At 63.7% G+C, this 24,357-nt stretch carries 22 protein-coding genes; 6 read left to right on the forward strand and 16 right to left on the reverse strand.

Annotation, left to right across the window (positions count from 1 at the left end; all coding sequences use genetic code 11):
* Nucleotides 1-54: 54 nt before the first annotated feature.
* Nucleotides 55-2,193, reverse strand: coding sequence for a TonB-dependent siderophore receptor (locus tag ABC728_RS08750; RefSeq protein WP_416621301.1), 2,139 nt, complete (start codon nucleotides 2,191-2,193; stop codon nucleotides 55-57).
* A 127-nt stretch (nucleotides 2,194-2,320) separates the two neighbouring features.
* Entirely contained in the window at nucleotides 2,321-3,124 is an 804-nt protein-coding gene (locus ABC728_RS08755; protein WP_416621300.1) for an AraC family transcriptional regulator, read from the reverse strand.
* A 258-nt stretch (nucleotides 3,125-3,382) separates the two neighbouring features.
* Here ABC728_RS08755 and ABC728_RS08760 point away from each other — a divergent pair, with 258 nt between their 5' ends.
* Together ABC728_RS08760 and ABC728_RS08765 are read left to right on the forward strand one after the other, a co-directional pair.
* Entirely contained in the window at nucleotides 3,383-3,838 is a 456-nt protein-coding gene (locus ABC728_RS08760) for a hypothetical protein (RefSeq protein ID WP_416621299.1), read from the forward strand.
* A gap of 38 nt (nucleotides 3,839-3,876) precedes the next feature.
* Nucleotides 3,877-5,322, forward strand: a complete 1,446-nt coding sequence (locus ABC728_RS08765) for a PepSY-associated TM helix domain-containing protein (RefSeq protein WP_445376350.1) — start codon at nucleotides 3,877-3,879, stop codon at nucleotides 5,320-5,322.
* 42 nt (nucleotides 5,323-5,364) lie between these two features.
* Here ABC728_RS08765 and ABC728_RS08770 read toward each other — a convergent pair whose 3' ends face one another.
* From ABC728_RS08770 to ABC728_RS08825, 12 genes are all read right to left on the reverse strand, one after another.
* Nucleotides 5,365-6,351 (reverse strand): bile acid:sodium symporter family protein, encoded by a 987-nt coding sequence (locus tag ABC728_RS08770; protein ID WP_416621297.1) that lies wholly within the window; start codon nucleotides 6,349-6,351, stop codon nucleotides 5,365-5,367.
* A gap of 51 nt (nucleotides 6,352-6,402) precedes the next feature.
* Nucleotides 6,403-7,548: an acyl-CoA dehydrogenase family protein gene (locus tag ABC728_RS08775; RefSeq protein ID WP_416621296.1), complete on the reverse strand. Its 1,146-nt coding sequence runs from the start codon at nucleotides 7,546-7,548 to the stop codon at nucleotides 6,403-6,405.
* Between the two features lie 48 nt (nucleotides 7,549-7,596).
* The gene (locus tag ABC728_RS08780) at nucleotides 7,597-9,156 is read right to left on the reverse strand and encodes a long-chain-fatty-acid--CoA ligase (protein ID WP_416621295.1); all 1,560 of its coding nucleotides are present in this window, start codon (nucleotides 9,154-9,156) and stop codon (nucleotides 7,597-7,599) included.
* Between the two features lie 37 nt (nucleotides 9,157-9,193).
* A complete protein-coding gene (locus tag ABC728_RS08785) occupies nucleotides 9,194-10,027 on the reverse strand; it encodes an SDR family NAD(P)-dependent oxidoreductase (protein ID WP_416621294.1) in 834 nt (277 codons plus the stop codon).
* A gap of 32 nt (nucleotides 10,028-10,059) precedes the next feature.
* Nucleotides 10,060-10,479 carry a MaoC/PaaZ C-terminal domain-containing protein gene (locus tag ABC728_RS08790; protein ID WP_416621293.1) on the reverse strand — a complete coding sequence of 140 codons (420 nt, stop codon included), beginning with the start codon at nucleotides 10,477-10,479 and terminating at the stop codon, nucleotides 10,060-10,062.
* Between the two features lie 19 nt (nucleotides 10,480-10,498).
* Nucleotides 10,499-10,939, reverse strand: a complete 441-nt coding sequence (locus tag ABC728_RS08795; RefSeq protein ID WP_416621292.1) for a MaoC family dehydratase N-terminal domain-containing protein — start codon at nucleotides 10,937-10,939, stop codon at nucleotides 10,499-10,501.
* A 10-nt stretch (nucleotides 10,940-10,949) separates the two neighbouring features.
* On the reverse strand, nucleotides 10,950-12,098 hold the full coding sequence (locus ABC728_RS08800; RefSeq protein ID WP_445376404.1) for a lipid-transfer protein: 1,149 nt from the start codon (nucleotides 12,096-12,098) through the stop codon (nucleotides 10,950-10,952).
* Nucleotides 12,099-12,200: 102 nt separating this feature from the next.
* A complete protein-coding gene (locus ABC728_RS08805; RefSeq protein ID WP_445376405.1) occupies nucleotides 12,201-13,343 on the reverse strand; it encodes a CaiB/BaiF CoA transferase family protein in 1,143 nt (380 codons plus the stop codon).
* A 4-nt stretch (nucleotides 13,344-13,347) separates the two neighbouring features.
* Nucleotides 13,348-13,746, reverse strand: a complete 399-nt coding sequence (locus ABC728_RS08810; RefSeq protein WP_416621289.1) for a nuclear transport factor 2 family protein — start codon at nucleotides 13,744-13,746, stop codon at nucleotides 13,348-13,350.
* A gap of 16 nt (nucleotides 13,747-13,762) precedes the next feature.
* Entirely contained in the window at nucleotides 13,763-14,191 is a 429-nt protein-coding gene (locus tag ABC728_RS08815; protein WP_416621288.1) for a VOC family protein, read from the reverse strand.
* Nucleotides 14,192-14,252: 61 nt separating this feature from the next.
* Nucleotides 14,253-16,397 (reverse strand): TonB-dependent receptor, encoded by a 2,145-nt coding sequence (locus ABC728_RS08820; protein WP_445376351.1) that lies wholly within the window; start codon nucleotides 16,395-16,397, stop codon nucleotides 14,253-14,255.
* 370 nt (nucleotides 16,398-16,767) lie between these two features.
* On the reverse strand, nucleotides 16,768-18,057 hold the full coding sequence (locus ABC728_RS08825; protein ID WP_416621286.1) for an MFS transporter: 1,290 nt from the start codon (nucleotides 18,055-18,057) through the stop codon (nucleotides 16,768-16,770).
* Nucleotides 18,058-18,304: 247 nt separating this feature from the next.
* On the opposite strand from ABC728_RS08825, the gene ABC728_RS08830 reads away from it, so the two are divergent.
* The 4 genes from ABC728_RS08830 to ABC728_RS08845 are packed head-to-tail and all read left to right on the forward strand — an operon-like array spanning nucleotide 18,305 to nucleotide 22,276.
* Nucleotides 18,305-19,534, forward strand: coding sequence for an FAD-dependent monooxygenase (locus tag ABC728_RS08830; RefSeq protein ID WP_416621285.1), 1,230 nt, complete (start codon nucleotides 18,305-18,307; stop codon nucleotides 19,532-19,534).
* Between the two features lie 3 nt (nucleotides 19,535-19,537).
* Complete coding sequence (locus ABC728_RS08835) at nucleotides 19,538-20,485, forward strand: pyridoxal-phosphate dependent enzyme (RefSeq protein WP_416621284.1); 948 nt, start codon at nucleotides 19,538-19,540, stop codon at nucleotides 20,483-20,485.
* Nucleotides 20,482-21,480: an ornithine cyclodeaminase family protein gene (locus ABC728_RS08840; RefSeq protein WP_416621283.1), complete on the forward strand. Its 999-nt coding sequence runs from the start codon at nucleotides 20,482-20,484 to the stop codon at nucleotides 21,478-21,480. Before ABC728_RS08835 ends, ABC728_RS08840 begins: the two co-directional genes overlap by 4 nt.
* A 19-nt stretch (nucleotides 21,481-21,499) precedes the next feature.
* On the forward strand, nucleotides 21,500-22,276 hold the full coding sequence (locus tag ABC728_RS08845; protein WP_416621282.1) for an enoyl-CoA hydratase-related protein: 777 nt from the start codon (nucleotides 21,500-21,502) through the stop codon (nucleotides 22,274-22,276).
* A gap of 68 nt (nucleotides 22,277-22,344) precedes the next feature.
* Here ABC728_RS08845 and ABC728_RS08850 read toward each other — a convergent pair whose 3' ends face one another.
* Nucleotides 22,345-23,118 carry an alpha/beta fold hydrolase gene (locus ABC728_RS08850; protein WP_416621281.1) on the reverse strand — a complete coding sequence of 258 codons (774 nt, stop codon included), beginning with the start codon at nucleotides 23,116-23,118 and terminating at the stop codon, nucleotides 22,345-22,347.
* A gap of 130 nt (nucleotides 23,119-23,248) precedes the next feature.
* Entirely contained in the window at nucleotides 23,249-24,163 is a 915-nt protein-coding gene (locus ABC728_RS08855; RefSeq protein WP_416621280.1) for a LysR family transcriptional regulator, read from the reverse strand.
* Nucleotides 24,164-24,357 lie beyond the last annotated feature (194 nt).

Genomic DNA, 24,357 nt, shown 5'->3' on the forward strand with positions numbered 1-24,357 from the left:
TATCCCGCCTGTCAGCCCCACCAACCCTTGCGCGCTTCCTGGAATTGACGGGGCTTAAAAATCGACCGCAAGCGATGCCGTGATGCTGCGCGGCGCACCCGGGATGAGCAAACTGCTGGGCATCCAGTATTTTTTGTTGGTCAAATTATTGACCGCGACCCGCGCGGTGACAGGCGTTCCATTTGCGTCAAAGCGGTAGCGGGCGCCAGCGCCGAGCGTGAAGAAATCATCGATCGAAAGCGAGTTGTCGGTATTGAACGCACTGCTTCCGGTATAGTTGAGCGTGGTGTTGATCGCAAACCCGTCCAGGGCGGGCGGCGCATACTCCGCCAACAGCTTGGCCTGGAACTCGGGCACTGCTGGTGGTTCCTTGCCAACCAGGGCAGGGAGCCCGTCGTGGATCTTGGCGTCGAGCAGTTGAACGCCGCCGACAAACCGCCACGCCTCCCCGGCGTGGCCCGATACCGACAACTCGACGCCATCATGGCGCTGCGTCCCGTCCTGGACATAGAGGGGCAACTCGCCAAGCCGGGTCATCAGGAACTCAAAGGAGCGCTCAATCCGGAACGTGGCGGCGGACGCGAGCAGCGCCCCGACCTGCACCTTGACGCCGACTTCATACTGCCTGCTGACCATCGGCTGCATGACCTCCCCGACATTCGCCGATCCGGCCGGAGCGGTACCGCCCGCCTGGAGCGATTCCGAATAGGAGACATAGCCGGTGATTTTCTCCGTGGGCTTCCACAGCAGCGCTGTGGTTGGCGTAAACTTCTCACGCTCGTCCCGCCGCGTGACCGCGCCAGCAGGATTGAGGTTGGTCTGTTCGCGCCAGATGTAGCGACCGCCAAGCAGCACCTGCAAGTGATCGCCAACGCTGATCGTATCGCTGAGGAAAGCGGCCTTCTCCGTCAGATTCTGCGAGCGATAACCGCGCTTGAGGCTGGGAAGCTCGAAGCCGGGGTCAGCGATGTCGGGAAAGTCCTGGTAGATATTGCCACCAGGCAGGAACGTGCCGGTGGTGCTGAGACCATTGCTCGCGCGCCCTGCGAGCGTCTCCTGCCGTTGGCCATAGAGACCAAGCGTGATCGCATGATCAAGCAGCCCCGTTTCAATCGATCCGGAGATGCGAAGCTGGCCGGCCTTGGTGACAGTGCGCTGGTTGACCTTGAAATTGCCATAGAGCGTATCGCCGACACCATTGGTGAGGAGCCGCGCCGTGTCGTAGAAGGAAAAGACGTTGCGGGTGAGTGCGCCGTCAAGACGGGCGGTCCAGTCACCACCGATTTGTTGGATGACCGCAAGGTTGCCGCTGTCGATTTCATAGCGATAGCCCCCGAACTTCGCGCCCAATCTCGTCGTTCCGGAGATGGGATCAGGGATGGCAAGCCCGGGCGACAGTTGGATGCCGAACGCGCTGCCCAGCAGCTTGCGCCGGCTGTGCTGGCCGTCGAGCTGGATCGTCGTGGTCGGTGTCAGTTGGAAATTGTTGTTGAGGCCGATCGAATGGCGGCGAACCCCGGTGTCGAGATGGCGGTTTTGGCCACGCTCGCCGGCAGCATTCAGGCGTGTGCCGAAACGACCATCGGTGGTCGAGTAACCGGTATCGACATGGCCGCGATAAAGGCTGTCTTGGGTATAGCCGACTTCTGCCGACAGGAAAGGCTGTGAGCGCGGCCGCTTGCTGACGAAATTCACGATGCCGCCGGGCGAAGTGAACCCGAACAGGAAGCCCGCTGCGCCCTTGAGAACCTGCACGCCGTCGTAAAGCTCCAGCGGTGGGTCCGAGCGGCTGCCGCCGAGACCCGGGACCGAGTCCATGTAGTAGGTCGAGACCGAGAAGCCGCGCAGGAGGAAATTCGTGCCCTCAGTTACATCCGCGAGGGAGGTCGTCGCCGACGGTTCCAGACGCAGCATGTCGGTCAGGGATCGCGCCTGTATGTCCTTCAGCAACGCACCGTCATAGGTGCTGATCGAGAAGGGGCTGTCGAGGATGGGACGGTCGCCGAGCGCGCCCAGCGACGGCGTCGCCGCCCGCCTCCCGATGACGACGATGTCGGCCATTTCCGCTTGATCGCGGGCCGGGCCGATAGTTGCGGCGGTCTCGCCTTTTGCAGCCGAGATCGCCTCTTGTGCCAGTGCAGGCGTGGCGATCAGCAGGGCGGCGAGTGACGCGCCGCCGTAGAACTTCAACATGGAAACCCCCAATTTCCGATAATGATAGTCATTATCAATACACAAGGGTCGTATAGTGGATAGAGACCGGCGGCGATATCATAGAGCCGCCATTTAATAGCGCTGCCGCGCCAAAGCCCTGGGCCTGTCAGAGACTTCGGCGATAGGCGGCTGGCGTGATCCCGAACGCCTTACGAAACAAGCCGATGAAGGCGCTGGTGGTTGAATAGCCAAGGTCCATCGCCACGGTCGTGACCGGCTCACCCGCCGCCAGCATCTCAAGCGCGCGCAGCAGGCGGACACGCTGTCGCCACGCGGTGAAGGTGAAACCCGTTTCCTGCACGAAACGCCGGCTCAACGTCCGTGGGCTCACGGCCGCCCACGCCGCCCAGGCGTCCAGATCGCGCCCGTCCGAAGGGTCGGTGATGAAGGCGCGCGCTATCCGCATCAGTCGGGCTTCAGCCGGAAGGGGCAGGCCCAGTGCCTCGGCCGGCGCAAACCGCACCTCGTCCAGGATGACGGCGGCAATATGCTGCTGAGCGGTGTCGAGCATGTCGCCGCTCCAAGCTGCGGCACGAAGGACGGCTTCGCGGAGCAGCGCCGATGTCCGGAATGTGCGGGGTCGAGACGGCAGGGAGAGACAGGCGCACTCCGCCACAAAGACGCTCCAGCCCTGGAAGACACCATGAGAGGCAACGGTGTGGAGATGGCCCGGCGGCACCCAGACGGTGTGGCTGGCGGGGACGACCCAATGTTCGTTCCCGACATCGACCGCCAATAATCCGCGCATTGAGGCCATCAGTTGCCCGCGACCATGGCGATGCAACGGCACCGAAAAGCGCTCCGCCTCGACCGTCCCGGCGACCGCCATTATGATCGGGCCATCGACCCGATCGGCGGCTTCCGGCTGAAGCGTGATCTCCTGAAGCTGGCGGGGTTTTGCTATCTCCATCGGGATAGCTTATCCACGCCATGCCGTTATCGCCACCGCTACCGATCAGTGTGGCATCGATCTGCTATTTATTGGCACCGATAAAGACGCAGCCCCCAGCGACCACAGCTAGACTGGATGCGATCTATTCTCAACTGAGGTGCATCCTTGTTGGATTCCATATATCCGGCCCTCGTGAGTGGTTTGCTCACGATGGGTCTCGCCTTGGCACTCCTGCGATCAGGTTGGAGGAACAGTGAACGGCGCGGGCGCGCTCGCGTGGCGTCGGGCTGGACCGCGCTGCTGGTCTCACTCTATCTGCTCACAACGGTATTGGGCCCGCTGATCGGCCTGACGATCGCGACGCTGGCCTTTGGCCTGTGTGGCTACGGCTTGGTCGCGCTCAACACCGAACGGCGTCCACCTCGCAACACACGCGGGCGCATCGTCACACAGGACGCCAGCCCCCAAGCGTTCGGGAATGGTTGGGGTCGCGGCTTTGCGGCCTTTTTCCTCGCCATGATCACGACGATAGCAATCGGGGCCGCCGCCGCCGGTCTTCCCATCGGCCTGCCCGTCAACCGGGTCACGATCGGCGCCCTTGTCCTGCCTATAATATGGGCGGGACTCGTCATCTGGGTGCTGAGCGAAGCGCGCCTGCGCCGGCCTGTTCTGGGCCTGTGCGCGACCATCGGCGCCTCAGGCCTCCTGATCGCGGTAGAGATGCTCGTATGAACGCGCCTCTCCCTGCAAAGCAAGGCCGCAGGCGGCTGTTGCCCACCTCGCTCATTGGCGCCATTCTGTCAGGCCATTCCGTATTGGGCCTTGCGATCTCGGCGCTGATCTACCTGATCTGCCTGTCGGGCACGATCGTTGTGTTCGCGCAGGAGTTGGAGCGTTGGGAACAGCCTGCCGGGCCCGTGCTGACTACCGTTTCGCCAGATGCCATTGATCGCGGGCTGTCCGAAATCCACGCCAAGGCCGGGAGCGCCGTGCGGGCGATTTCCGTCCTGCTCCCCAGAAGCGCCACCCCCCGTCTTGTCTTTGTGGGCGGTTCGGTCGAAGGCGAGGGTAATCAATGGGTGGCGGACAGGGGCGGGCGACTGATCGCACCCGTATCCCATCCGATTACTGACTTTCTTGTGGCACTTCATGCCAATCTGCATCTCCCACGCCTCGCCGGCCTTGCCGTGGTCGGCCTGATCGGCGTCGCTCTCCTGGCCTTGCTCATGTCGGGGGTGCTCGCGCATCCTCACATCTTCAGGGAAGCGTTCACACTGCGCCGCGGCGGTTCGTTGCGCGTGCAGGAAGCCGACCTGCATAACCGGTTGGGCACATGGGGCATGCCCTTCTTCATCCTTGTGACGCTGACCGGCGCCGTACTCGGAGCCTTCCTCCTCATGTTCGGCGGTATGGCGGCAACCGCCTATAAGGGCGACTTCCGCCGGGCACTCACCGAGATCGTCGGGCCGCTGGAAAGCCGGGAAGACAAGACATCGGCCGCCATGCCATCGGTAGCGCCAATCATGGCGTTCATGCGCGCGCAGGAGCCGGCGGCACAGATCCAGTCGATCGAAATCCAGCACCCCGGCACGCGGGGACAGACCATCTCCGTGATCTTCGAGGAAGCGGGCCGGCTGACACACGACCAGCGCTATATATTCGATGCGGACAGCCAAGTGATATTCTCACCGAGGACAGAACCGAGGTCGATCGGATCGCGCGCGTTGCTGTCGCTGCCGCCGCTCCACTTTGGATGGTTCGGCGGCCTTGCTACCAAAATCGCCTATGGTGTGCTTGGACTGGCACTGTGTGTCGTCACGTCGAGCGGTATGACGATCTGGTTCGCACGTCGGCGCGACCAGGGGCGCCCCGTTCCCGCGTGGGAACGGTTCTGGGCGGCGACGGCTTGGGGCCAGCCGGCCATCTTCGCGTTCACAGCCGTCATATCGTTGGCCGGCGCCGGTGACCACGCTCTGTTTGCATGGATGGTCCTGACGGGGCTAGCTTACGGGACAGCGGGCACTGCCCTGCCTGTCGCTGTCTTCGAAGCTGCCTTCCGCTGGTCTGCGGCAGCACTGATGGCGGCACTTGCGATCATGCATGTGATAAACTGGCGCGGCGACGCACAGGATCCGGTCGCGTGGGCCGTTGATGCGGCAATTCTCGTCGGTGCCGCTTTGATTGCAGCGTCGGCCATGTCAGCGAAGCGATCCTGATGCGATCCGCATAGTCTTTGCCAGTACGCTTCCGGCACGCGTTCACAGATTGGCCCCGATATCGTCGCGGCGGGTCGCATAGTGTCGAGCAAGGATGGCGCAGACAATCAGTTGTAATTGATGGAACAGCATAAGCGGCAGAACGACAATGCCGACCTGGGGTCCGGCAAACAGAATACTGGCCATCGGCAAACCGCTGGCCAGTGATTTCTTGGAACCGCAAAATTGCAGGACGATTTCGTCCTGGACAGGAAACCGCAGGATCCGGCGTGCAGCAAAACTGGTGACGATAAGTACCGAGGCCAGAAGGCCAGATAGCATGACGACAAGAACAAGCAGGTCGGCTAATTCGAACTGGCTCCACATACCCGACATGACACCCTTGGAAAAGGCGACGTAGATGATCAGCAGGATGGAGCCGCGATCCGCATAGCCCAGAAGCTTCTTCCTCGTCTCCACCCATCTTCCAATCCAGGACCGCAGCACCTGTCCAGCCAGGAACGGCACCAGAAGCTGCAATGTGATGTCTCGGAAGATACCGAACGACAGTTCCAGGCCTTGTGTCTTCAACAGCCAGCCCGCAAGCAGCGGGCTGATGAAGACGCCCAGCATGTTCGATGCCGATGCCGCGCATATGGCGGCGGGCACATTGCCGCGCGCGATCGACGTGAAGGCGATGGACGATTGAACCGTCGACGGCAGCACACAGAGGAACATCAAGCCGGTCACGATCTCCGGCGGCATGCTGGCCGGCGACAGATATTCAAGCGCTTTGCCCAGCAGGGGAAACAAGATGAAGGTGCTGGTCAGGACGCAAAGATGCAGCGGCCATTGCATGAGCCCGCCCAAGGCCGCTTGGGGGGACAGGCGCGCGCCGTACAGGAAGAACAGAAAAACGATTCCACCGTCGGCCAACATTCCCGCGATGGCGGCCCCCTGCCCCCGTGCCGGCAGGATAGCGGCTATGACCACGACCAGCAGCATGAGGGCGATATAAGGATCGAACAACTGGCGCAGACGGTGGAACATCAATTCTCTCATCGAACGGGTACAGACAGCTTTCCGGTCGGCAGAAAACCGCTAAAGGCTGCGCGCAATCAGGTCCTTCATCACCTCATTGGCACCGCCATAGATTTTCTGTACGCGCGCATCGGCGAACAGCCGGGCGATTGGATATTCGACCATGTAGCCGTAGCCGCCGAACAACTGGAGACACTCGTCAGTCACGCGGCATTGCTGCTCCGTGCACCACCATTTCGCCATATAGGCGGCTTCATTATCGAGCGTGCCGTCAACCAACCGCTGCACGCAGTCATTGACGAAGCCGCGGACGATGTGGGCCGTGGTCGCCATCTCCGCCAGCTTGAAACGGGTATTCTGCATGTCGAACAGGCTGCCCCCGAACATGCGGCGTTCTTTGGTGTAGGCAATCGTATGGTCAAGGGCCCGTTCGATCTGGGCGGCAGCCGGCACGGCAATCAGCAGACGCTCGAACGGCAACTGGCTCATGATCTGTGCGAAGCCCTGCCCCTCCGCCTCGCTCAGGAGGTTCGACGCAGGCACACGCACATTGTCGAAATACAGCTCGGCCGTGTCGGAGGCGTGCTGGCCCAGCTTTTCCAGCCGCGAGCCGACCTTGAAGCCGGGCTGGTTTTCCGTCTCCATCAGGATCAGCGAGATGCCGCGCGCGCCCTCACCATCGGTCCGGCAGGCGACGGCCAGCATGCTGGCGGTGGAACCGTTGGTGATGAAAATCTTTGAACCGTTGACGACATAGTCGTCACCATCGCGCCGGGCTGCAGAGCGCAGCGCCTTCAGGTCCGACCCATGGCCCGGTTCGGTCAGGGCGATCCCGGCCAGATGCTCTCCGCTGGCCAGCTTGGGCAGCCAATGGGCCTTCTGCGCCGCCGTGCCATAGTCGAGGATATAGTGCGCCACGATGGCATGCACGGTGAGGGTGCCCGGCATCTCGGCCTTGGCCAGTTCATCCTGCAACACCAACTGATAGGCCGGGCTGGTGCCGGCCCCACCATATTCGACCGGCAATTCGGGCAGCAGGAAGCCCAGCGCGCCCATGCCCCGCCACACCGTGCGCGGGATGTAGCCCTGCTTGCGCCATTCGGGAAGCCCGGGGGCGAGTTCGGCCCTTATATAGCGACTGACCTGTTCCCGGAACGCCTCGATATCCGCATCCATCCAGGGAAATTGATAGAGCCTCGGGGGCATGGAATCCCTCCATTGTTTTGATTTTTGACTGGGGGAGCGCCGCTGCTCTCAGGAGACCTGTTGGTCGCGGCCGTTCCAGAACCGCTTGCGCAGTTCAGTCTTGAGGATTTTGCCGGGGCCGGACAGGGGCAGCGCGTCAACGAATTCGATGCTGCGCGGGCACTTGTAACCGGCGATCATCTGTCGGCAATGGGCGATCAACTCATCCTGAGTGGCGGTTTGTCCGGGCTTCAGGATGACGAAGCCATGAACGGCTTCCCCCCATTTGTCGCTGGGAATGCCGATGATGGCGCAGGTTTGAACAGCCGCGTGCCGGGCCAACGCATTCTCCACCTCGGCGGAATAGATATTCTCGCCGCCACTGATGATCATGTCCTTCAAGCGGTCGATGATGAACAGGAACCCATCCCCGTCGATATAGCCCACATCGCCGGTATGCATCCATCCGCCGCGCAGGGCGGCGGCCGTCAGCTCGGGCTTGTTCCAGTAGCCCTTCATCACATTGGGGCCACGGACCAGCACTTCACCTTTTACGCCTGCCGGCAGAGGATTGTTTGCGAGATCGGCCACGCGGATTTCCGTGCAATAGGCGGCCCGCCCGCCGGACCGCAGCTTGTCCCCCCCTCGGCCTTCAGGCAGATGATAGGCGGCGGCCAGGATGGTGGCCACAGGCGCCAGCTCGGTCATGCCATAGGCTTGGCAGAACGAGACATTGTTCAGCGTTGCCAACGCCCGGTCCAGGACGGCCTCGGAAATCGCGGAGCCACCATAGAGGATGGTGCGCAGGCTGCTGATGTCCCTGCCCTCTGCCATGACCGGGTGATCGACCAGCATCTGGACCATGGTAGGCACCAGCAGCGTATCGGTCACAAGGTCACGCTCTATGGCCTCCACCACTGCTGGCGGGGAGAAGCAGGGGATGAAACTGTGGGCATTCCCCAGGATCCAGGCCACGCTGGAACAGCCCAGATCCGCCAGATGGAACATGGGCGCGGCATGGAGGAAGACGCCCCCCGGGACAATGATGCCCTCGGCAGCCAGGGCCAGGGCCGAGGACATGAAGTTGGCATGGCTGAGCATCACACCCTTCGGCGCCCCGGTGGTGCCGCCGGTATAGAACAAGCCGAGAAGATCCTCGTCCCTTCTCAAGGCGTCGGCCATCGGATCGGAGCCGGCGATCAGCGCCTCATACGGCACCATACCGGGGGGCGTAGTGGCGTCGCCGATATGAATGACGACCTCCAGGCTCCCGCACAGGGCCCGGAGGTCGGGGACGAGCGCCTGGAACATGTCATCGACCAGCAATATCCGGGAGCCAGAATCATTGAGCGAATAGGCAAGTTCCGCCACGCTCCACCGCGTATTGCAGGGATTGATGACACCCCCGCCCCAGGGCACGCCGATCAGATATTCGAAATACCGATCCGAATTGAAGGCCAGGATGGCTACACGGTCGCCATCCTGCATGCCCAGCCCACGAAGCCCGCCCGCCAGCCGGGCGACGCGGTCGGCCAATTGGCGGAAGCTGGTCTGTCGGGAACCGCAGATTAGGGCGGTCCGGTCCGGATGCTGCTGCAGCGCACGGTGGAGGGGTTGGGTGATATACATGCCGATCCTCATCCTGTGATGCACGGGCGATGGCGGCTCATATTCCCGTCAGGCCGCCGGTGCACATCAGCACCTGGCCGGAGACGTAGTCGCTTTCCGGAATACAGAAGAGATAGACAGCACCCGCCGCTTCCTCCGCAGTGCCGGCGCGTCCCAGGGGGATCGATCGCGCCATCATCTCCATGACGTCCGGATTGACGCCGATCCTGATGTCGCGGCCGTCGATAGTCGCGGTGCTCCTTGTGTCGGCCGTGGCTTCGGTAAGGCGGGTCCGGATCAAGCCGTAGGCGACGCAATTGACCGTCGTATCCATCCGCCCCCATTCCTTGGCGAGCGTCCGGGTCATGCCGGTGATGCCGGCTTTGGCCACAGCGTAGTTCGTCTGGCCGGCATTGCCGAACAGCCCAGCGACGGAGGAGATGTTGACGATCTTGCGGACATTGCGCCGGCCCGCCTCGGCATCAGCCTTGGCCAGCGACCGGATGACGGGCTGTGCCGCGCGCAGGATGCGGAACGGTGCCGTCAGATGAACGTCGATAATGGCGTACCATTGCTCGTCGGTCATCTTCTGGACCACGCTGTCCCAGGTGTAGCCCGCATTGTTCACGATGATGTCCAGGCCCTTGAAGCCCTCGACGGCCGTCCCGACAAAACGCTCGGCGAAGTCGGGGGCACTGACGCTGCCGGCGCAAGCGATGGCCTCGCCGCCTGCCGCACGGATCGCCTCCACCGTCTCCATTGCGGGTTCGGCGTCGAGATCGTTGACAACCAAGCGAGCGCCTTCGCCGGCCAGCTTCAGCGCGATGGACCGTCCAATGCCGCGGCCTGATCCGGTCACCAGGGCGACCTTACCCTCCAGTTTCAAAGACATGTGCTGCTCCCTCCCAGGGATGTTTGTGATGGTCAGCCGACCGCAACCAGCACTTCGCCGGCGATACGGGTCTGGCCATGTTGGTTGGTGTTGCGCAGTTCGACCCGTGCGCAGGTCTCTCCATTAAAAGTCACCAGATCCTTCACCGTTGCGGTGACCGTGATCCGGTGGCCCAGATGGGTGATGCCCAGGAACCGGGCGTCGAACTTGCGCAGCCGGTCCTGCGGGACCCAGGCGGTGATCGCCCTGGCCATCCAGGCCATGCCCAGCATGCCCTGCGCGAAGACGTCAGGCATGCCTGCCTTGCGCGCGAAATCGATATCGAGATGGATAGGGTTCAGGTCGCCCGACGCGCAGCCGAACATCGCCAGCAGGGCGCGGTTGACAGGTTCAAGGGCAAGCGGTGGCAACTCCCGCCCCGGCGTCAAGCCGGAAGGGATTTCTGTGCTCATGACCGGACTCCAACAGGTATCAGTTGCGGACGACGATGACGGTCCGCATTTCGGCGACCAGCGCGCCATGCTGGTTACGGGCCTCGGACCGTTTCTCGATGAAGTCCAGGGCACCGTTCTTCTTGTCATAGATGTCCGCGATGCGGGACGTCACCGTAACCACATCCCCGGCACAGGCCGGCCGGTGGTAGGTGAAGCCCTGCTCGCCATGCAGGATGCGGGCGATGGGGATGCCCATATCCGCCAGCATGGCGTCCAGGGCACCGCTGTCCAGATCGGCGGCGAACAGGAAGGTGGGCGGAACCGGGAGGTCGGGGTATCCAGCGGCCCGCGCGACCTCGACATCCTGATAGACCGGATCGGTCTCCCCGATGGCCCTGGCAAAGGACCGCAGCCGTCCCCGTTCGATCTCCAGGACGGATGTCTTCAGCTCACGGCCGATCCACGATTTCTCGATCATCGCGCACCCGTCAGCATTGTTCGTAAAGGGTGACGACGCAGGCACCACCCAGGCCCAGATTATGGGCCAGCGCGTGGCGGACTCCTTCGACCTGGCGCCCGCCGGCACTGCCGCGCAATTGGTGCGTCAGCTCAAAACATTGCGCCAGACCGGTGGCGCCCAGCGGATGCCCCTTGGAAAGCAGACCACCGGACGGGTTGGTGACAACACGCCCGCCATAGGTGTTGTCGCCGTCGGCGATGAACCGGGCGGCGCCGCCTTCCGGACACAGGCCCAGTCCCTCATAGGTGACAACCTCGTTATGGGCGAAGCAATCATGCAACTCCACGACGCGGATATCCTCTGGCCCGACACCCGTCTGCTCATAGACTTGGGCGGAGGCGCGCTCCGTCATGTCCCTGCCGACCAACTGAATCATGTCCTGTGACTGCAGCGTGACCGGGTGGTCGGTGGTCATCACCTGTGCCGCGATGCGGACCTTGGGATCAAGCCCGTGCTTCCTGGCGAAGTCGCGGGAGACGACCAGAGCGGCAGCGGCTCCGCAGGTCGGCGGGCAGGCCATGGGCTTGGTCATCACCCCCGGCCAGATGAGCGGAGCGTCCAGAACATCCTGCGCGGTCATCACGTTGCGGAAGACCGACAGCGGGTTCCGGGCCGCATGGCGGCTGGCCTTGGCGCGGACCTCGGCGAAATCCCGCAGGGTCGTGCCGTATCTTTCCATATGCGCCTTGCCGGCGCCGCCGAAATAGCGTAACGCCAGAGGCAGATCGACATCGACCAGCGTGTCGCACGCCGTGTCGAAATCGGCAAAGGGGCTGATGCGCTGCGGGAACGCGTCGGGGATCGGGCCAGGGTCCATCTCCTCAAACCCGACGGCCAGGGCGCATTCGACCATGCCACTGGCGACCGCCTGCCGAGCCAGGAACAGGGCCGAGGAGCCGGTGGAGCAGTTATTGTTGACATTGATGATCGGAATGCCCGACATGCCGGCCTTGTAGATCGTACGCTGGCCAGCGCAACTGCCGGCGAAGACAAAACCTGCATAGGCCTGTTCCACCGCGCCGTAATCTATGCCGGCATCGGCCAGGGCCATCCTGATCGCAGCCGCGCCCATTTCATCATAGGGTGGGCTTTTCCCCGGCTTGGCGAATGGCACCATGCCCACGCCAGCGACAAGCACTTCTCTTGTTGCAGACAAGGTCGTTCTCCCTGGTATTTTGTGGCGACACGTTCTGTAACGGCGCCACGTGGTTTCCCGTGGCTACGCCACGATGTTTTCCCGGCGCAGGCGGTCTATCTCGGGACCGCCAAGGCCGATTTCCTCAAGAAGCGCAGCAGTGGCGCACGGGCCGCTTTCCATCGGCCGGGGCATGTCCGTGTGTGTGTGCGAATAACGGGGGCTGGGTGCGGGCTGCACCATGCCATCCACGGTCAGGAAGGCGCTGCGCGCCACGTTGTGCTTGTGATGCGGCGCCTCGGCGAGCGACAGGACCGGCGTGGCGCAGGCGTCAGCACCGTCCAGAAGCGCGCACCATTCGTCGCGTGTCCGGGTCAGGAAGGCAGCAGCAAGCTTGGCCTTCTGCCGGGGCCAAAGGGCGGGGTCGTGCTGCTCCAACATGTCAGCATCATCGCCCAATCCGACCAGCTGAAGCATTTCCCGATAGAAGGCGGGTTCGACCGACCCGACGGCGATGAACCCGCCATCGGCCGTCCGGTAGCTGTCATAGAAGGGGGCGCCACCGTCGAGCAGGTTGGCACCCCGCGCGTCGTGCCAGAGATTGTCGGCGCGCAGCGAGTAGATCATCGCCATCAGCACCGCACTGCCCTCGGTCATGGCGCAATCGACGACCTGCCCCTTGCCCGTGGTACGGGCGTGGAGCAGGGCCGCCAGCATGCCGAAGGCTAGCATCATGCCGCCACCGCCAAAATCGCCGACAAGGTTCAAGGGCGGCGTCGGGTTCTCATCCGCCCGGCCGCACGCATGAAGCACACCGGACAGCGCGATATAGTTGATGTCGTGCCCGGCCATGGACGCACAAGGGCCGTCCTGGCCGAAACCGGTCATGCGGCCATAGACCAGTTTCGGATTGTCGGCAAGCAGCTTGTCCGGTCCTAGCCCCAGTCGCTCCATCACTCCCGGACGGAATCCTTCGAATATACCGTCCGCAGAACGGCACAAGACGCGGGCGAGTGCGACGCCCTCCTCCGTTTTCAGGTTGATCGCGACGGTGCGGCGCGACCGGTTCAGGACGTCTCGCTCGGACTTCTGGATCAAGCCCCCGGCCCCGATCTGGTCAATACGGATGACATCCGCGCCATGGTCGGCCAGCATCATGCCGCAAAACGGAGCCGGACCCAGTCCGGCGAATTCCACAATCCGTATGCCTGTCAGCGGACCGCGCATCATTTCACGCTTCCGGCAAAGGAGATGTGATGGCGGTGGCATGGTGCGATACGTTACGCCAGATGCCGTCGCGACGGATATAGACGCGGGTATGGCGCCCCCGCCTAACACGCCCCGGGGCCGTCCCGCTGATGAAACAGTTCTCAAACAGACCGGTCACGACGGCGGTATCACCGAACAGGCGGATTATTGTTTCGATCAATTCATACCGGTCGAAACGGCCGCCATCAGGGGCGACACCGGCCAGGAAGGCTTGCTTGTCCCGGGTCCTGCCCGACGCCTCGACATGCACGTAATCGTCATCGGTGATCCGTGCCAGCATGGCGTGGTCGGCCACGACGATAGCGTGCGCACGCGCCTTCTCCAGCCGGGCGATTTCCGCCCGGTCATCTCCGGTTGCCATGTCCTCGACCTCCTTGTCAGGCCAATATTCCACGGCCCGGCACGATATCCGGGTCGGAGGTCACCCGGTCGGCCCCCAACGGCTCCTCGAAGATGACTTCGATGCGGACGGCGCTGGGGTCGAAATGGTGAACCTGGGTATAAGGCGTCTGATCGACCGGCCGCGCCTCGAACCAGCAGCGGGCCTCACGCAGCTTGGCGATATAGGCCGGCAGGTCTTCTCCCCGGAAGGCCACATGGTTGAACATGCTGACCCCCTGGTTTCGCGGCGTTTCCAGCAGGTGCAGGATCGGATAGTCGCCGTCGGCGGCGTACAGCCAAGCTCCACCGACGCCCCAGTCGGGTCGCCATCCCGGCTTCAACCCCAGGAAATGACCGTAGAAGGCCACGCTGGCCGCCACATCGTCGGTGTTGATGGTCGCGTGGTCCAGTCGGACGCCCTTCATTTCCCACTTCCTTCCTGTATGCGCGGACTGCCGCCGAGGCTGCGACAGTCCGCAAACGGCGTCAGAGACGCAGCGTTAGGTCCACGCCGATGGTCCGCGGTTCGTTGAGGCCCTTGAACAGATAGCCCGCCGCCACCGGCGATGCACCGTCGGCATGCCGCTCGTCGGTCAGGTTGCGGACCCACAGCGCCAGTTCCAGGCCTTCGTCGCGGCGCTCCAGCGCCAGCCGCATGCCGACGCTGGTATAGCCATCCTGAAGATAGCGCCCGTCATTGAACGGCGCGACGGTGGATCCCGGCTGGGAATAGACCTTGCTGCGGTTGGTTGCCGTCAGCGAGATGCGGCCATCGAAATCCTCCGTCACCTGGTGACGGTAGTCCAGCGCCAGAGACCCCTGGAAGCGCGGCGCCTCGACCAGCGGGCTGCCGGTATAGTCAACGCCCGGCCCACCACCATCGGGGAAGGACTTGAAATAGGCATGGTTGAACCCGACACCGCCGGACAGCCGCAGGCCGGGCAGCAAGGACGCATCAAAATCAGCCTCGATGCCCTGGCTGCGTACGCGGGCGGCGTTGGTGATGACGTTGATGACGGTGGGCAGCGTACCGGCCGGCGGGTTGGGGTCGATAATGTTCTGGGCCTGCTGGAAATCCTTGAACCTCTGCCGGTAGGCAGCAAGATTCAGGCGCAGCCGGCGGCCAAACAACTCGGTCTTCACGCCGGCTTCGTAATTGACCACAAATTCAGCGTCGAAGGTGGCACCGCTCAGCGTCTTGACCACGTCCATGTTGAAACCGCCGGCCCGGTCGCCTGTGCTGTAGAGCGCATAGATGCTGATATCGGATGTCGGCTTGACGGTAACGCTGGCCATCGGGTTCAGCGTGGGGTCGGACAGGCCGAAATGCGCCTTCAACGGTGGATAGCCCAGCAGGATCGCGGTATTGTCCTGCACCTTGTCGGCCGACTTGGTGGTCCGCTGATAGCGAAGCCCAGCGTCAAGTGCCAACCATTCGGTTGGGCGCAGCGTTCCATGGGCGAACAAGGCCGCCTGGTCGGTGGCGACAACGCCGGTACCGCCGATGATGGAGCCTCGCACCGGGACCACGGGATAGTCCGGCCCGAACCGGACCGTCTGCACCTCGCTCGGGTTCTGATGATAATAGAAGGCCCCGACCACATAATCGTAGAGAGGGTTCTTGGGCGAGGCGATGCGCAGTTCCTGGCTCAGCGCCCAGTCGGCATAACGGAAGCCGACATTGATCATCGCTGCTGGCGAGCCGTCGCCATCATAGTTGAAGCTGTCGCGCGACCGGCGATAGGAACTGATCGAAGTCAGCACAAAATCCTCGGGCAGGGTCTGCTCGACATTCAGGCCAAGGCCCCAGATTGTACGGTCGCGGAACGGCTTTGTGTTGGCATTGAACGTATAATCCGCCATTCCCGCCATGGGCCCGGTAGAGAACTTGCCAACGCCCAGCAGTATCTCGTCCTTGGCGCGCACACCGTCAGCCGAGAAATCGATGGTGGTGTCGGGGGTAGGCACATAGCGAACCTGCACGCGGCCCGCATAGTTGGTGCCGCCGCCGGCCGTCGACCCGTCATAGGCGTTCTTGTAGTAGCCGTCCTGGCTTCTGCCGGCTGCGGTCAGGCGCACGGCCAGATCATCCGTCACCGCCTTGTTCACATAGCCGGAGCCGGCGAAAAGGTTGCGCTCGCCCGTCGAGACCGTCGTGCGGCTGCTGTCCTGGAAACTGGGCTTCTGCGACTGGATGGCGATGACGCCCGTCAGGGAATTATTGCCGAACAGCGTGCCCTGAGGGCCACGCAGCACTTCGACGCTTTCGATGTCGAAGATCGGATAGTTGATGGAGGAGGACCGGCCCAGCGGTGCGCCGTCCAGATACATGCCCGTTCGGTTGTCGATGCCGGGGTTGCGCGAGATGTCTCCCACGCCGCGAATGCCGATGAACGGTTGCGGGCGGGTATTGTCGGCGCGCAGCACCAAGCCCGGCACCTTGTTGTCCAGGTCCATGGTGCTGACCACATTTTGCGCCTGCAATTTGTCACCGGTCACTGCCACCATGGAAAACGGCGTGTCCTGCAGGTTTTCCGACCGCTGGCGCGCGGTGACCACGATCTCCTCTAGCATATCGCTTTCGCCAGCGGCCTGCTGTGCCCTGGCGTTGGAGGAGGCAAGGATTGCCAACACCGATGCCGATATGAACATGGGCCGCCACGATCGCCGCGATGGTGCCGATTTGAAACTTGAAACCTTCATTCCCGTGTCCCCCTGAGAGACGTCGCCGGATGCTTGGATGCTTCCTGGTCGATCATGTGCTGCCAAATAGGCGGTAAAGCGCGCCGGTATGCCAACACCGTGTGTTCATCCAATCCATTCACGTGAGGTATAGGGAATGGGAGGGCATCGGGATCATCTGTCATGTTTTGCGCGGAAGTTGTAGGTCCACTCTGTCTCTCCCATACCGGAGCGGCATTAGCCGGAATAAAAACACCACGCGCCGATGGCTCGGCGCGTGGTGTTTGGACGCGGCACTTGAAGAGTTGAATGCCACCCGTCAGGGGGTGGCGGCTGCATGGGCCGGCCGGCGCGCCTGGAGGCGCAGGAAGATCGTCAGGCAGGCCCAGGCCCAAACCATCGTCACGACCGCGCATAAGGCCAACGGCATCCCGATCTTCTCCGGCGCGCCCAGCAGCCGCGCCAGCAACGGCACCGAGGATGGGCCCAGCACCGTGCCGATGGTGCCCGGCACCAGGAAATAGAGGGCCACCGCACGGGCGCTGAACTGTCGGGGGAACAGCGCCTGGAACCCGTAGGGGCCCGCGGCGATCACCGCCCCCACCGCCAGCATTCCCGCACCGACCGCAGCCAGGGCCGCCAGTGGATAGGGAACCAAACAGGAGGCGATGGTCGCCACGCCCAGCAGCAGGATCGATGCCCTGACTATCCGGATGAGCGCATCGCGATGCCCGCGCGCGGCCAAATCACTGATCAGCTTGCCGCCGCCCAGCGCGCCGATGGCCCCGCACACCAGATAGACTGCGCCATAGGCGACCCCGGTCTGTCTTGCGCTCCATTCGTGGTCGCGGATGAACAGGGTGGGTGTCCAGGATGTGGCCGCGGTGACCAGTGCCGCGATGGCGGTGAAGGCCAGGAGATAGGCCATGATCGCGGCGCGCTCGTCCCTGATCACGGTCAGGAAGGCGGCCAGTGACGTACTTTCCTTGGGCACCGGCTGGCGCTCCGGTTCGCGAACGAACGCCATCAGGACCACGCCCAGGATACCCAGGACCGCACAGGCGACGAAAAGCCAGCGCCACGGTGCCAGTTCCGACAACCAGGACAGGCCGGGGGCTGGATCCGACGCTTGAGTCGTCAGCCAATCCAGCACGGGGCCGCCGATGGCCAGCGACGCCCCGCCACCGACATAGACGCTGAGCGTCAGGGCTCCCATGGCAAAGGCCTGCCGGTCCACGGGATAGCTCTGGCGTAAGATGGAGATAGCGGCCGGCGACAGGCCAGCCTCACCCAGCGCCACGGCCATGCGCGCGGCAAGTAGCAGCCCCAGGCCGCTGGCCAGGCCGAACAGCAGCGTGGCGATGCTCCAGACGGCGACGCTGACCATGATCACCGTCTTCCGGCTGACCCGGTCGGACAGCCAGGCGATGGGAAACGCGGCCAGACAGTAGGTCAGGGCGAAGGCGGCACCTTGCAACAGGCTGAACTGGGCATCGCTGATCTGCAGGTCAGCACGCATGGGTGCCACCAGGATGTTCAGTAGTTGCCTGTCAAGGAAGGCCAGTACCGACACGACGAACAGCGCAAAAAGCGTGAAACGTGTTCCCACGGATATTTTCCTTCCAGGATGATGCATGGTGCCGAGTTCAGCCTGATCCTGTCCATCACCCACCGCCACGGCAAAGACCATCTCTTCATCGTCCCTATTCATTCCCGACATAGGGGGGCGATGCCGCGGGGGAATAGTCCGCATGAGCAGGTAGGATTGGACGGCGCCGGCGGCCGGCGGATAGCGTCGGATAAAAGGGGGCCCGGCCTCCTTATCGAACCATCCCACCAGAACGAGGAACGGTGCTTTGAACGGGATCAGACGACGTGTTCTCATTTCCGGGGCCAGCATCGCGGGTCCGGCGCTGGGCTATTGGCTGCATCGGCATGGGTTCGACGTCACGCTGGTGGAGCGGGCGCCGACCATCCGTCTGGGCGGCTACGCCATCGATGTCCGTGGCACGGCGATCGACGTGATCGAGCGCATGGGCATCTTGCCGGCACTGAAGGCCGCGCATGTCCACACCCGCAAATTCACCTTCATCCGGCAGGATGGCCGTAAGGTTGGCTCCATTGACCCGGACTCGCTGATGGGGGCCGAGGCGCACAAGGATGTGGAACTGCCGCGTGGCAGCCTGACCTCGATCCTCCACGACCTCACGCGCGACAAGTTCGAATATATATTCTCCGACCATGTCACGGCGCTGGAGGACGGTCCCGACGAGGTCGCCGTCACCTTCCAGAGCGGGCAACAACGCAGCTTCGATCTGGTGATCGGCGCCGATGGCCTGCATTCGCGTACCCGCGCCATGGTTTTCGGACCGGAGGAGCGGTTCAGCCGTTACCTCGGCTATTGTTTCGGCGTCTTCACCATGCCGAACGAGTTCGGCATGGTGCGTGAAGGCTGCATTTTCAACGCGCACCAGAAGATGGCTGGCCTGTACGCGATCGGCGACCAAGCCTGTATCCATGGCATCATGGTGATGAAGATGCCAGAACCGTCGCGTGATGTGCTGGGCGATGCCCGCTGGCAGCGCCAGACGTTGCGGGATGGATTTGCGGCCGAAGGCTGGATGGTGCCAAGCCTGCTGAAGGGGCTGGATCGCAGCGACGATCTCTATTTCGACACGATGATGCAGATCCGCATGCCCAGTTGGTCGCGGGGTCGGGTGGCCTTGGTCGGCGATGCAGCCTTCGCGCCGTCCTTCTTTTCCGGGCAGGGCACCAGCATCGCGCTGGTCGGGGCCTATGTGCTGGCCAGTGCCCTGGCCAGCCACACCAGCCACGAGGCGGCCTTCAAGGAATATGAGCGTCTGGCACGCCCCTTCATTGAGGCTAACCAGGCGACGGCCGCAGATGGCAGTTCGATCATGGTGCCGGACAATCCGACGAAGCTGTGGCTGCGCAACAGCATGATCCGCCTATCACCGATCCTGTCCCGGCTGGGCCTGGTCAGCCGCAATTCCCGCAAGGTGCACAGCCTGCTGGACGTGGCCGCCGTGCCGCAGCCGGCGCCCATCGCCAGCGGATCGGCGTGAGACATGCGTGCGTCTATTGATCTTCGCCCGGAGATCTTCGCAACGGCCCGCGAACGCATCCGGGAGTTGGCCTTCCATACGCCGCTTCTGCGCTTGCACGTCGCGGACCGGGCCGACATTTATATCAAATGTGAGAATTTGCAGGCCATCGGGTCCTTCAAGATCCGCTGCGGTGCCAATGCCCTGCTGCAGCGGCGCGACATGGCACGGTCGGGGATATTTACCGCCAGTGCCGGCAATTTCGCGCAAGGACTGGCCTATGCCGGTAGGGCGCTGGGCTGCCCCATCACCAGCTATGTCCCCGAAACGGCGGCGTCAAGCAAGGTGGAGGCGCTGACGCGGCTGGGTGCCCGCGTCATTGCGGTACCCTATGGCGATTGGTGGGCCATGCTGGCGCAGCCCAACGACGATCCTTCCTTCATCCATCCCGTGACCGATCCCGACGTGCTGGCCGGCAACGGCACCATCGGCCTGGAGATCCTGGAGGACCTGCCCGGTGTCACCACCATCCTGGCACCCTATGGCGGTGGCGGCCTGTCCGTCGGCATCGCGGCCGCCCTGCGGGCCGCAGGTTCGGACGCCAGGGTCATCGCCTGCGAGACGGAAGCCGGGGCGCCGCTGACGGCAGCCATGAAGGCGGGCGGTCCCGTGACCATCGATTTCAATCCAAGGACCTTCATCACTGGCATGGGCGGGCCGGCCGTCCTGCCTTCCATGTGGCCGCTGGCCAAGGCGCTGGTGGCGGGCACGGCTGTGGTATCGCTTTCCGAGGTGGCAAGCGCCATCCGGCTGATGTTGGAACGCCATCATCTGGTCGCGGAAGGCGCAGGTGCCGCGACGGTAGCCGCCGCCCTGGATCGGGATTTTCCCGGCCCCGTGGTCTGCATCCTGTCCGGCGGGCATCTCGACAACGGCCATCTGGTCAGTATCCTGCAAGGGAATGTGCCATGAGAACACCGCCGGCCCCTTTTCGTATACTGGGGCGGGAGGCCATCCGGACGGCACTGCCGCTGGCCGCCTGCATCGACCTGATGCGCGACACGATGATGTCGGTCTCGAAGGGGGAGGCAAGGCTTCCCCTGCGCACGGTCATGCCACTGCCGGGGGAGACAGGTGCCTTTGCCCTGATGCCCGGTTTCATGGAACATCCGGCGGTGCTGGGCGCCAAGCTGCTGTGCCTGATGCCCGGCAACGCCGTGCGGGGCCTGTCCTCCCACACCGGCGTCGTGCTGCTGTTCAGCAGTGTGACAGGGCAGTTGGAGGCGCTGCTGGACGCGGCCGAGATCACTGCGCTGCGCACGCCGGCGGCGACAGCGGCGGCCAGCCGCGTGCTGGCCGGGCCGGATGCGGGCGACCTGGCCCTGCTGGGAACCGGTGAGCAGGCATTCGCCCATCTGGAGGCGCTGGCCCTGGTCCATGCATTGCGCCGCGTCCGGCTATGGGGCCGCGACCTGGAAAAGACACGGGCTTTCGCCGTCCGGGCGCAACCTTCAATCGCCGCGCCCATCACCGTCTGCGGGTCGGTGGAGGCAGCGGTCGAAGGGGCCGACCTGATCTGCACGGCCACCGCCTCTGCGGAGCCCATCCTGCAGGGTCGATGGATCAGCGCCGGCGCGCATGTCAATCTGGTTGGGGCAAGCGTCCAATCCGCCGCCGAAATCGATGTAGAAGGTGTTCGCAAAGCCCGCTATTTCGTGGACTACCGCCCGTCGGCTCTGGCCCAGGCTGGGGAACTGGCCCGCGCCGTGCATACCGGACAGGTCGGCTGGGACCATATCGCTGCCGAGATCGGCGAAGTCCATCTCGGCCGTCATCCGGGCAGGACCGACGGCGGCGACATCACCATCTACAAGTCGCTGGGCATCGCTGCCCAGGATCTGGCCGCCTGCACCGCCGTGCTCGCCGCCGCCGAGGCAAGGAATCTGGGCCTTAACGCCGAACTATAACGATATCCGGAGCCCATCCATGTGCCTCGACCTGAAACGGACGGACGCGATCGCCACGATCACGCTGTCCCGGCCCGACAGGGGTAATGCGATCAACATCGAACTGGCGGATGCGCTGCTGGCCGCCGTAACGGCGTGCGAAACTGATGCTGCCGTCCGCGCCGTCGTGCTGACCGGTGCCGGGGCGCTATTCTGCGCAGGCGGCGATATCGACGCCTTTGCCCAGGCCGGGTCGGAGGCATCCGGGCTGATGCAACGGCTGACCGGGCCGGTCCATGCCGCAGAGGTGCGACTGGCCCGGATGCGCAAGCCGCTGGTCACGGCGATCAATGGGGCCGCCGCCGGGGCGGGCCTGGGCCTGGCCGTCATGGGGGACGTGGCCATCGCCGCTGCGTCGGCGACCTTCGTGGGTGCCTATAGCGCCATTGGGCTGTCTCCGGACGTGGGGGTCAGTTGGTGGTTGCCCCGGCTGATCGGTCTGCGCCAAGCGCAACGCCTCCTCCTGCTGGGCGACAGGATCGATGCAGTGGAGGCCGAACGGATCGGCTTGGTGACGCGGGTCGTCCCAGACGATCTGTTGATGGCCACTGCCATGGCCGCGGCCGGGCGTCTTGCGCATTTATCCTTGCCAGCCTTTCAGCGGACGCGGGCCTTGCTGCTGGAGGCGCCGATGACTGGCCTTGAACCCCATCTGGAACTGGAAGTGCAGGCGCTGACTGCTTGCGCCGAAGGGCCGGATGCGGCCGAGGGAATCGCCGCGTTCCAGGAGAAGCGGCAGGCTTGCTTTCAGGCCTAGCCCTGCTTTCAGCCAGCTGGAAACAGGGCCGGCTTTGATGTTCCTCAAGCATGCGGGAACGGCTGTGGTCAGGCCGGAGCCAGGACGTGAGTTCGGACCAGATGGGCGATATGAACAACGCGTTCCATCGAAATGCCGTGCCGCACCCCTGGCAGGATGGATAGACGCGCGCCAGGGATCGCCTGGGCCAGAGACCGGCTGACCTCCAGCGAGATGATCGGGTCGAATTCACCCTGCAGTACCAGGGTCGGCGCGCGGATATGCGACAACCGGTCCCGCACGTCATGTCCCTTCAGCGCCGCCATGCGCCGGGTTCCCGCCTCCGGTGACCGTTCGCAGAAACTGTCGGCCACCGCCTGCATCAGCGCCCGATCATGATCGATGGCGTCGGGCGTAAAGAAATGTTCCAACACGAAGAGCCGGACCGCATCCGGGCCCCGATCCGCGACCGACGCCACGTCTGGCGCCTTGAACTGGTCGAAACAGGGTGCGGTGGCGCCAAGCGTCAGGGTCTTCACCCGGTTCGGATGCCGGATGGCCAGCGTCATGGCGACGGCGCCGCCATAGGATGTACCGAAGACATGGGCAGCACCACCACAGAGCTGTGCAATCAGGTCGGCCGCGTCGTCGGCATGGTCGACCATCGCATAGGGGGCATCGAACGGGCTGTCCGGCCCATCCCGCTGATCAGAGGCGATGGCACGGACGCCGTCGCCCAGATGCGGCCGGAAACAGTCGAACTGCCGGCGATCGGCATTGAATCCGTGCAGCAGCACCAAGGGTTCACCCTCGCCGCTTTCATCATAGCGCAGCGACACACCATTGACCTCGACCTGCGCCATCGCACCAGCCCCTTTCAATCCTTCCCGCGATGCGCGACCCTATCGCGGCGGGCGGCGGAGCGTCCAAAAGCTTTGGGCAATGCATGCCATGAGCGTCCGGCATTGCTGGCGGCGTCCGAGTCCCAGGTGCCTATAGCGGTGGCTGTGCCGTCGGCCAGCTACCCTGGGCCAATTGCGCTTTCACGCTCTCGATCAGCATGGCCTCCACCTGCTGGACGGCCCGCAACCCCCGGCGCTGCCAGTTGGTCGCAATCACCCAGGCGACCCCTAGATTTTCAACGGGCACGAAGGAGAGGCCGGCGGGGGACTGTGCCACCACGCAGCAGGGGGCAACACCGAACCCGACCCCCCTCAGGACCAGATCGACCAGGGATGTGGAACTGTTGACCTCGCTCCTGAATTTCAACCGGTCGGCCAGGTGCGGTGCCTGGCGCTCCAGGAACAGCCGCAAACTGTCGGGATAGCCGGTCAAGATCAAGGGAAGGGTCAGCAATTCCTCCACCGCGACCACAGGCCCGAAGGCGGACCGGTCCTCTACCCGGCAGATCAGGCAGATCTTCTCGCGCACCAGGGGCGTCAGGTGCATTCCCGCATCGATGCTGTGGGGCAGGACAGCCAGATCCAGAGTACCTTCAAGCACCTGCTCCTTCAGGCGCGCACCGGAATTCTCCACTAAGTCTAACTGGCAACCGGCATGCGCCCGCAGGAAATCAGCAGCGACGGGCATGACCAACTGGGCAAGGATGGAACGCGGCGCGCCCAACTTCACCATGCCGCTCAGTTCCGTCTCCTCGGCGGCGACACCGTCCATGAGGTCGCGCACGCTGGCCAGCACACGTTCCGCATGCTCATAAACCCGTCTTCCGACATCGGTCAGCGTCACGCCCGCGCTGTGACGGATGAACAGGCTGCGCTTCACCTCATCCTCCAGCTTGGCAATGGAACGGCTCAGCGCGGGCTGCGCCACCCGGAGCTGTTGCGCGCCGGCCGCGAAGCTGCCCGCATCGGCGATCACCTTGAAATAACGAAGCTGGCGGAGCTCCAACGCATCTTCTCCCGATCATCGCTTTCCAGCATCCCAGGCCGCGCGGCGGCCGGCAATCATGGCCATGATGCTCGCGGAGCGCTGTATCACGCAACAGGTCTTGGGCAATTCCTTCGCTATTACAATGCTGAATGAGGTCGATGAGGAAGAGGTCTTGGCGCTACTGAAACCTCTTGAGGATACTCGCCCCTATT

Source organism: Niveispirillum fermenti (assembly GCF_052474395.1).

Coding starts and splice junctions, on each gene's coding strand:
- ABC728_RS08850 (WP_416621281.1), bottom strand. CDS start 23,118: ATGGCGCAGGTCGAGGTCAATGGTGTGTCGCTGCGCTATGATGAAAGC.
- ABC728_RS08805 (WP_445376405.1), bottom strand. CDS start 13,343: ATGCGCGGTCCGCTGACAGGCATACGGATTGTGGAATTCGCCGGACTG.
- ABC728_RS08845 (WP_416621282.1), top strand. CDS start 21,500: ATGTGCCTCGACCTGAAACGGACGGACGCGATCGCCACGATCACGCTG.
- ABC728_RS08795 (WP_416621292.1), bottom strand. CDS start 10,939: ATGATCGAGAAATCGTGGATCGGCCGTGAGCTGAAGACATCCGTCCTG.
- ABC728_RS08780 (WP_416621295.1), bottom strand. CDS start 9,156: ATGTATATCACCCAACCCCTCCACCGTGCGCTGCAGCAGCATCCGGAC.
- ABC728_RS08750 (WP_416621301.1), bottom strand. CDS start 2,193: ATGTTGAAGTTCTACGGCGGCGCGTCACTCGCCGCCCTGCTGATCGCC.
- ABC728_RS08755 (WP_416621300.1), bottom strand. CDS start 3,124: ATGGAGATAGCAAAACCCCGCCAGCTTCAGGAGATCACGCTTCAGCCG.
- ABC728_RS08810 (WP_416621289.1), bottom strand. CDS start 13,746: ATGGCAACCGGAGATGACCGGGCGGAAATCGCCCGGCTGGAGAAGGCG.
- ABC728_RS08800 (WP_445376404.1), bottom strand. CDS start 12,098: ATGGTGCCATTCGCCAAGCCGGGGAAAAGCCCACCCTATGATGAAATG.
- ABC728_RS08790 (WP_416621293.1), bottom strand. CDS start 10,479: ATGAGCACAGAAATCCCTTCCGGCTTGACGCCGGGGCGGGAGTTGCCA.
- ABC728_RS08775 (WP_416621296.1), bottom strand. CDS start 7,548: ATGCCCCCGAGGCTCTATCAATTTCCCTGGATGGATGCGGATATCGAG.
- ABC728_RS08840 (WP_416621283.1), top strand. CDS start 20,482: ATGAGAACACCGCCGGCCCCTTTTCGTATACTGGGGCGGGAGGCCATC.
- ABC728_RS08770 (WP_416621297.1), bottom strand. CDS start 6,351: ATGTTCCACCGTCTGCGCCAGTTGTTCGATCCTTATATCGCCCTCATG.
- ABC728_RS08835 (WP_416621284.1), top strand. CDS start 19,538: ATGCGTGCGTCTATTGATCTTCGCCCGGAGATCTTCGCAACGGCCCGC.
- ABC728_RS08815 (WP_416621288.1), bottom strand. CDS start 14,191: ATGAAGGGCGTCCGACTGGACCACGCGACCATCAACACCGACGATGTG.
- ABC728_RS08785 (WP_416621294.1), bottom strand. CDS start 10,027: ATGTCTTTGAAACTGGAGGGTAAGGTCGCCCTGGTGACCGGATCAGGC.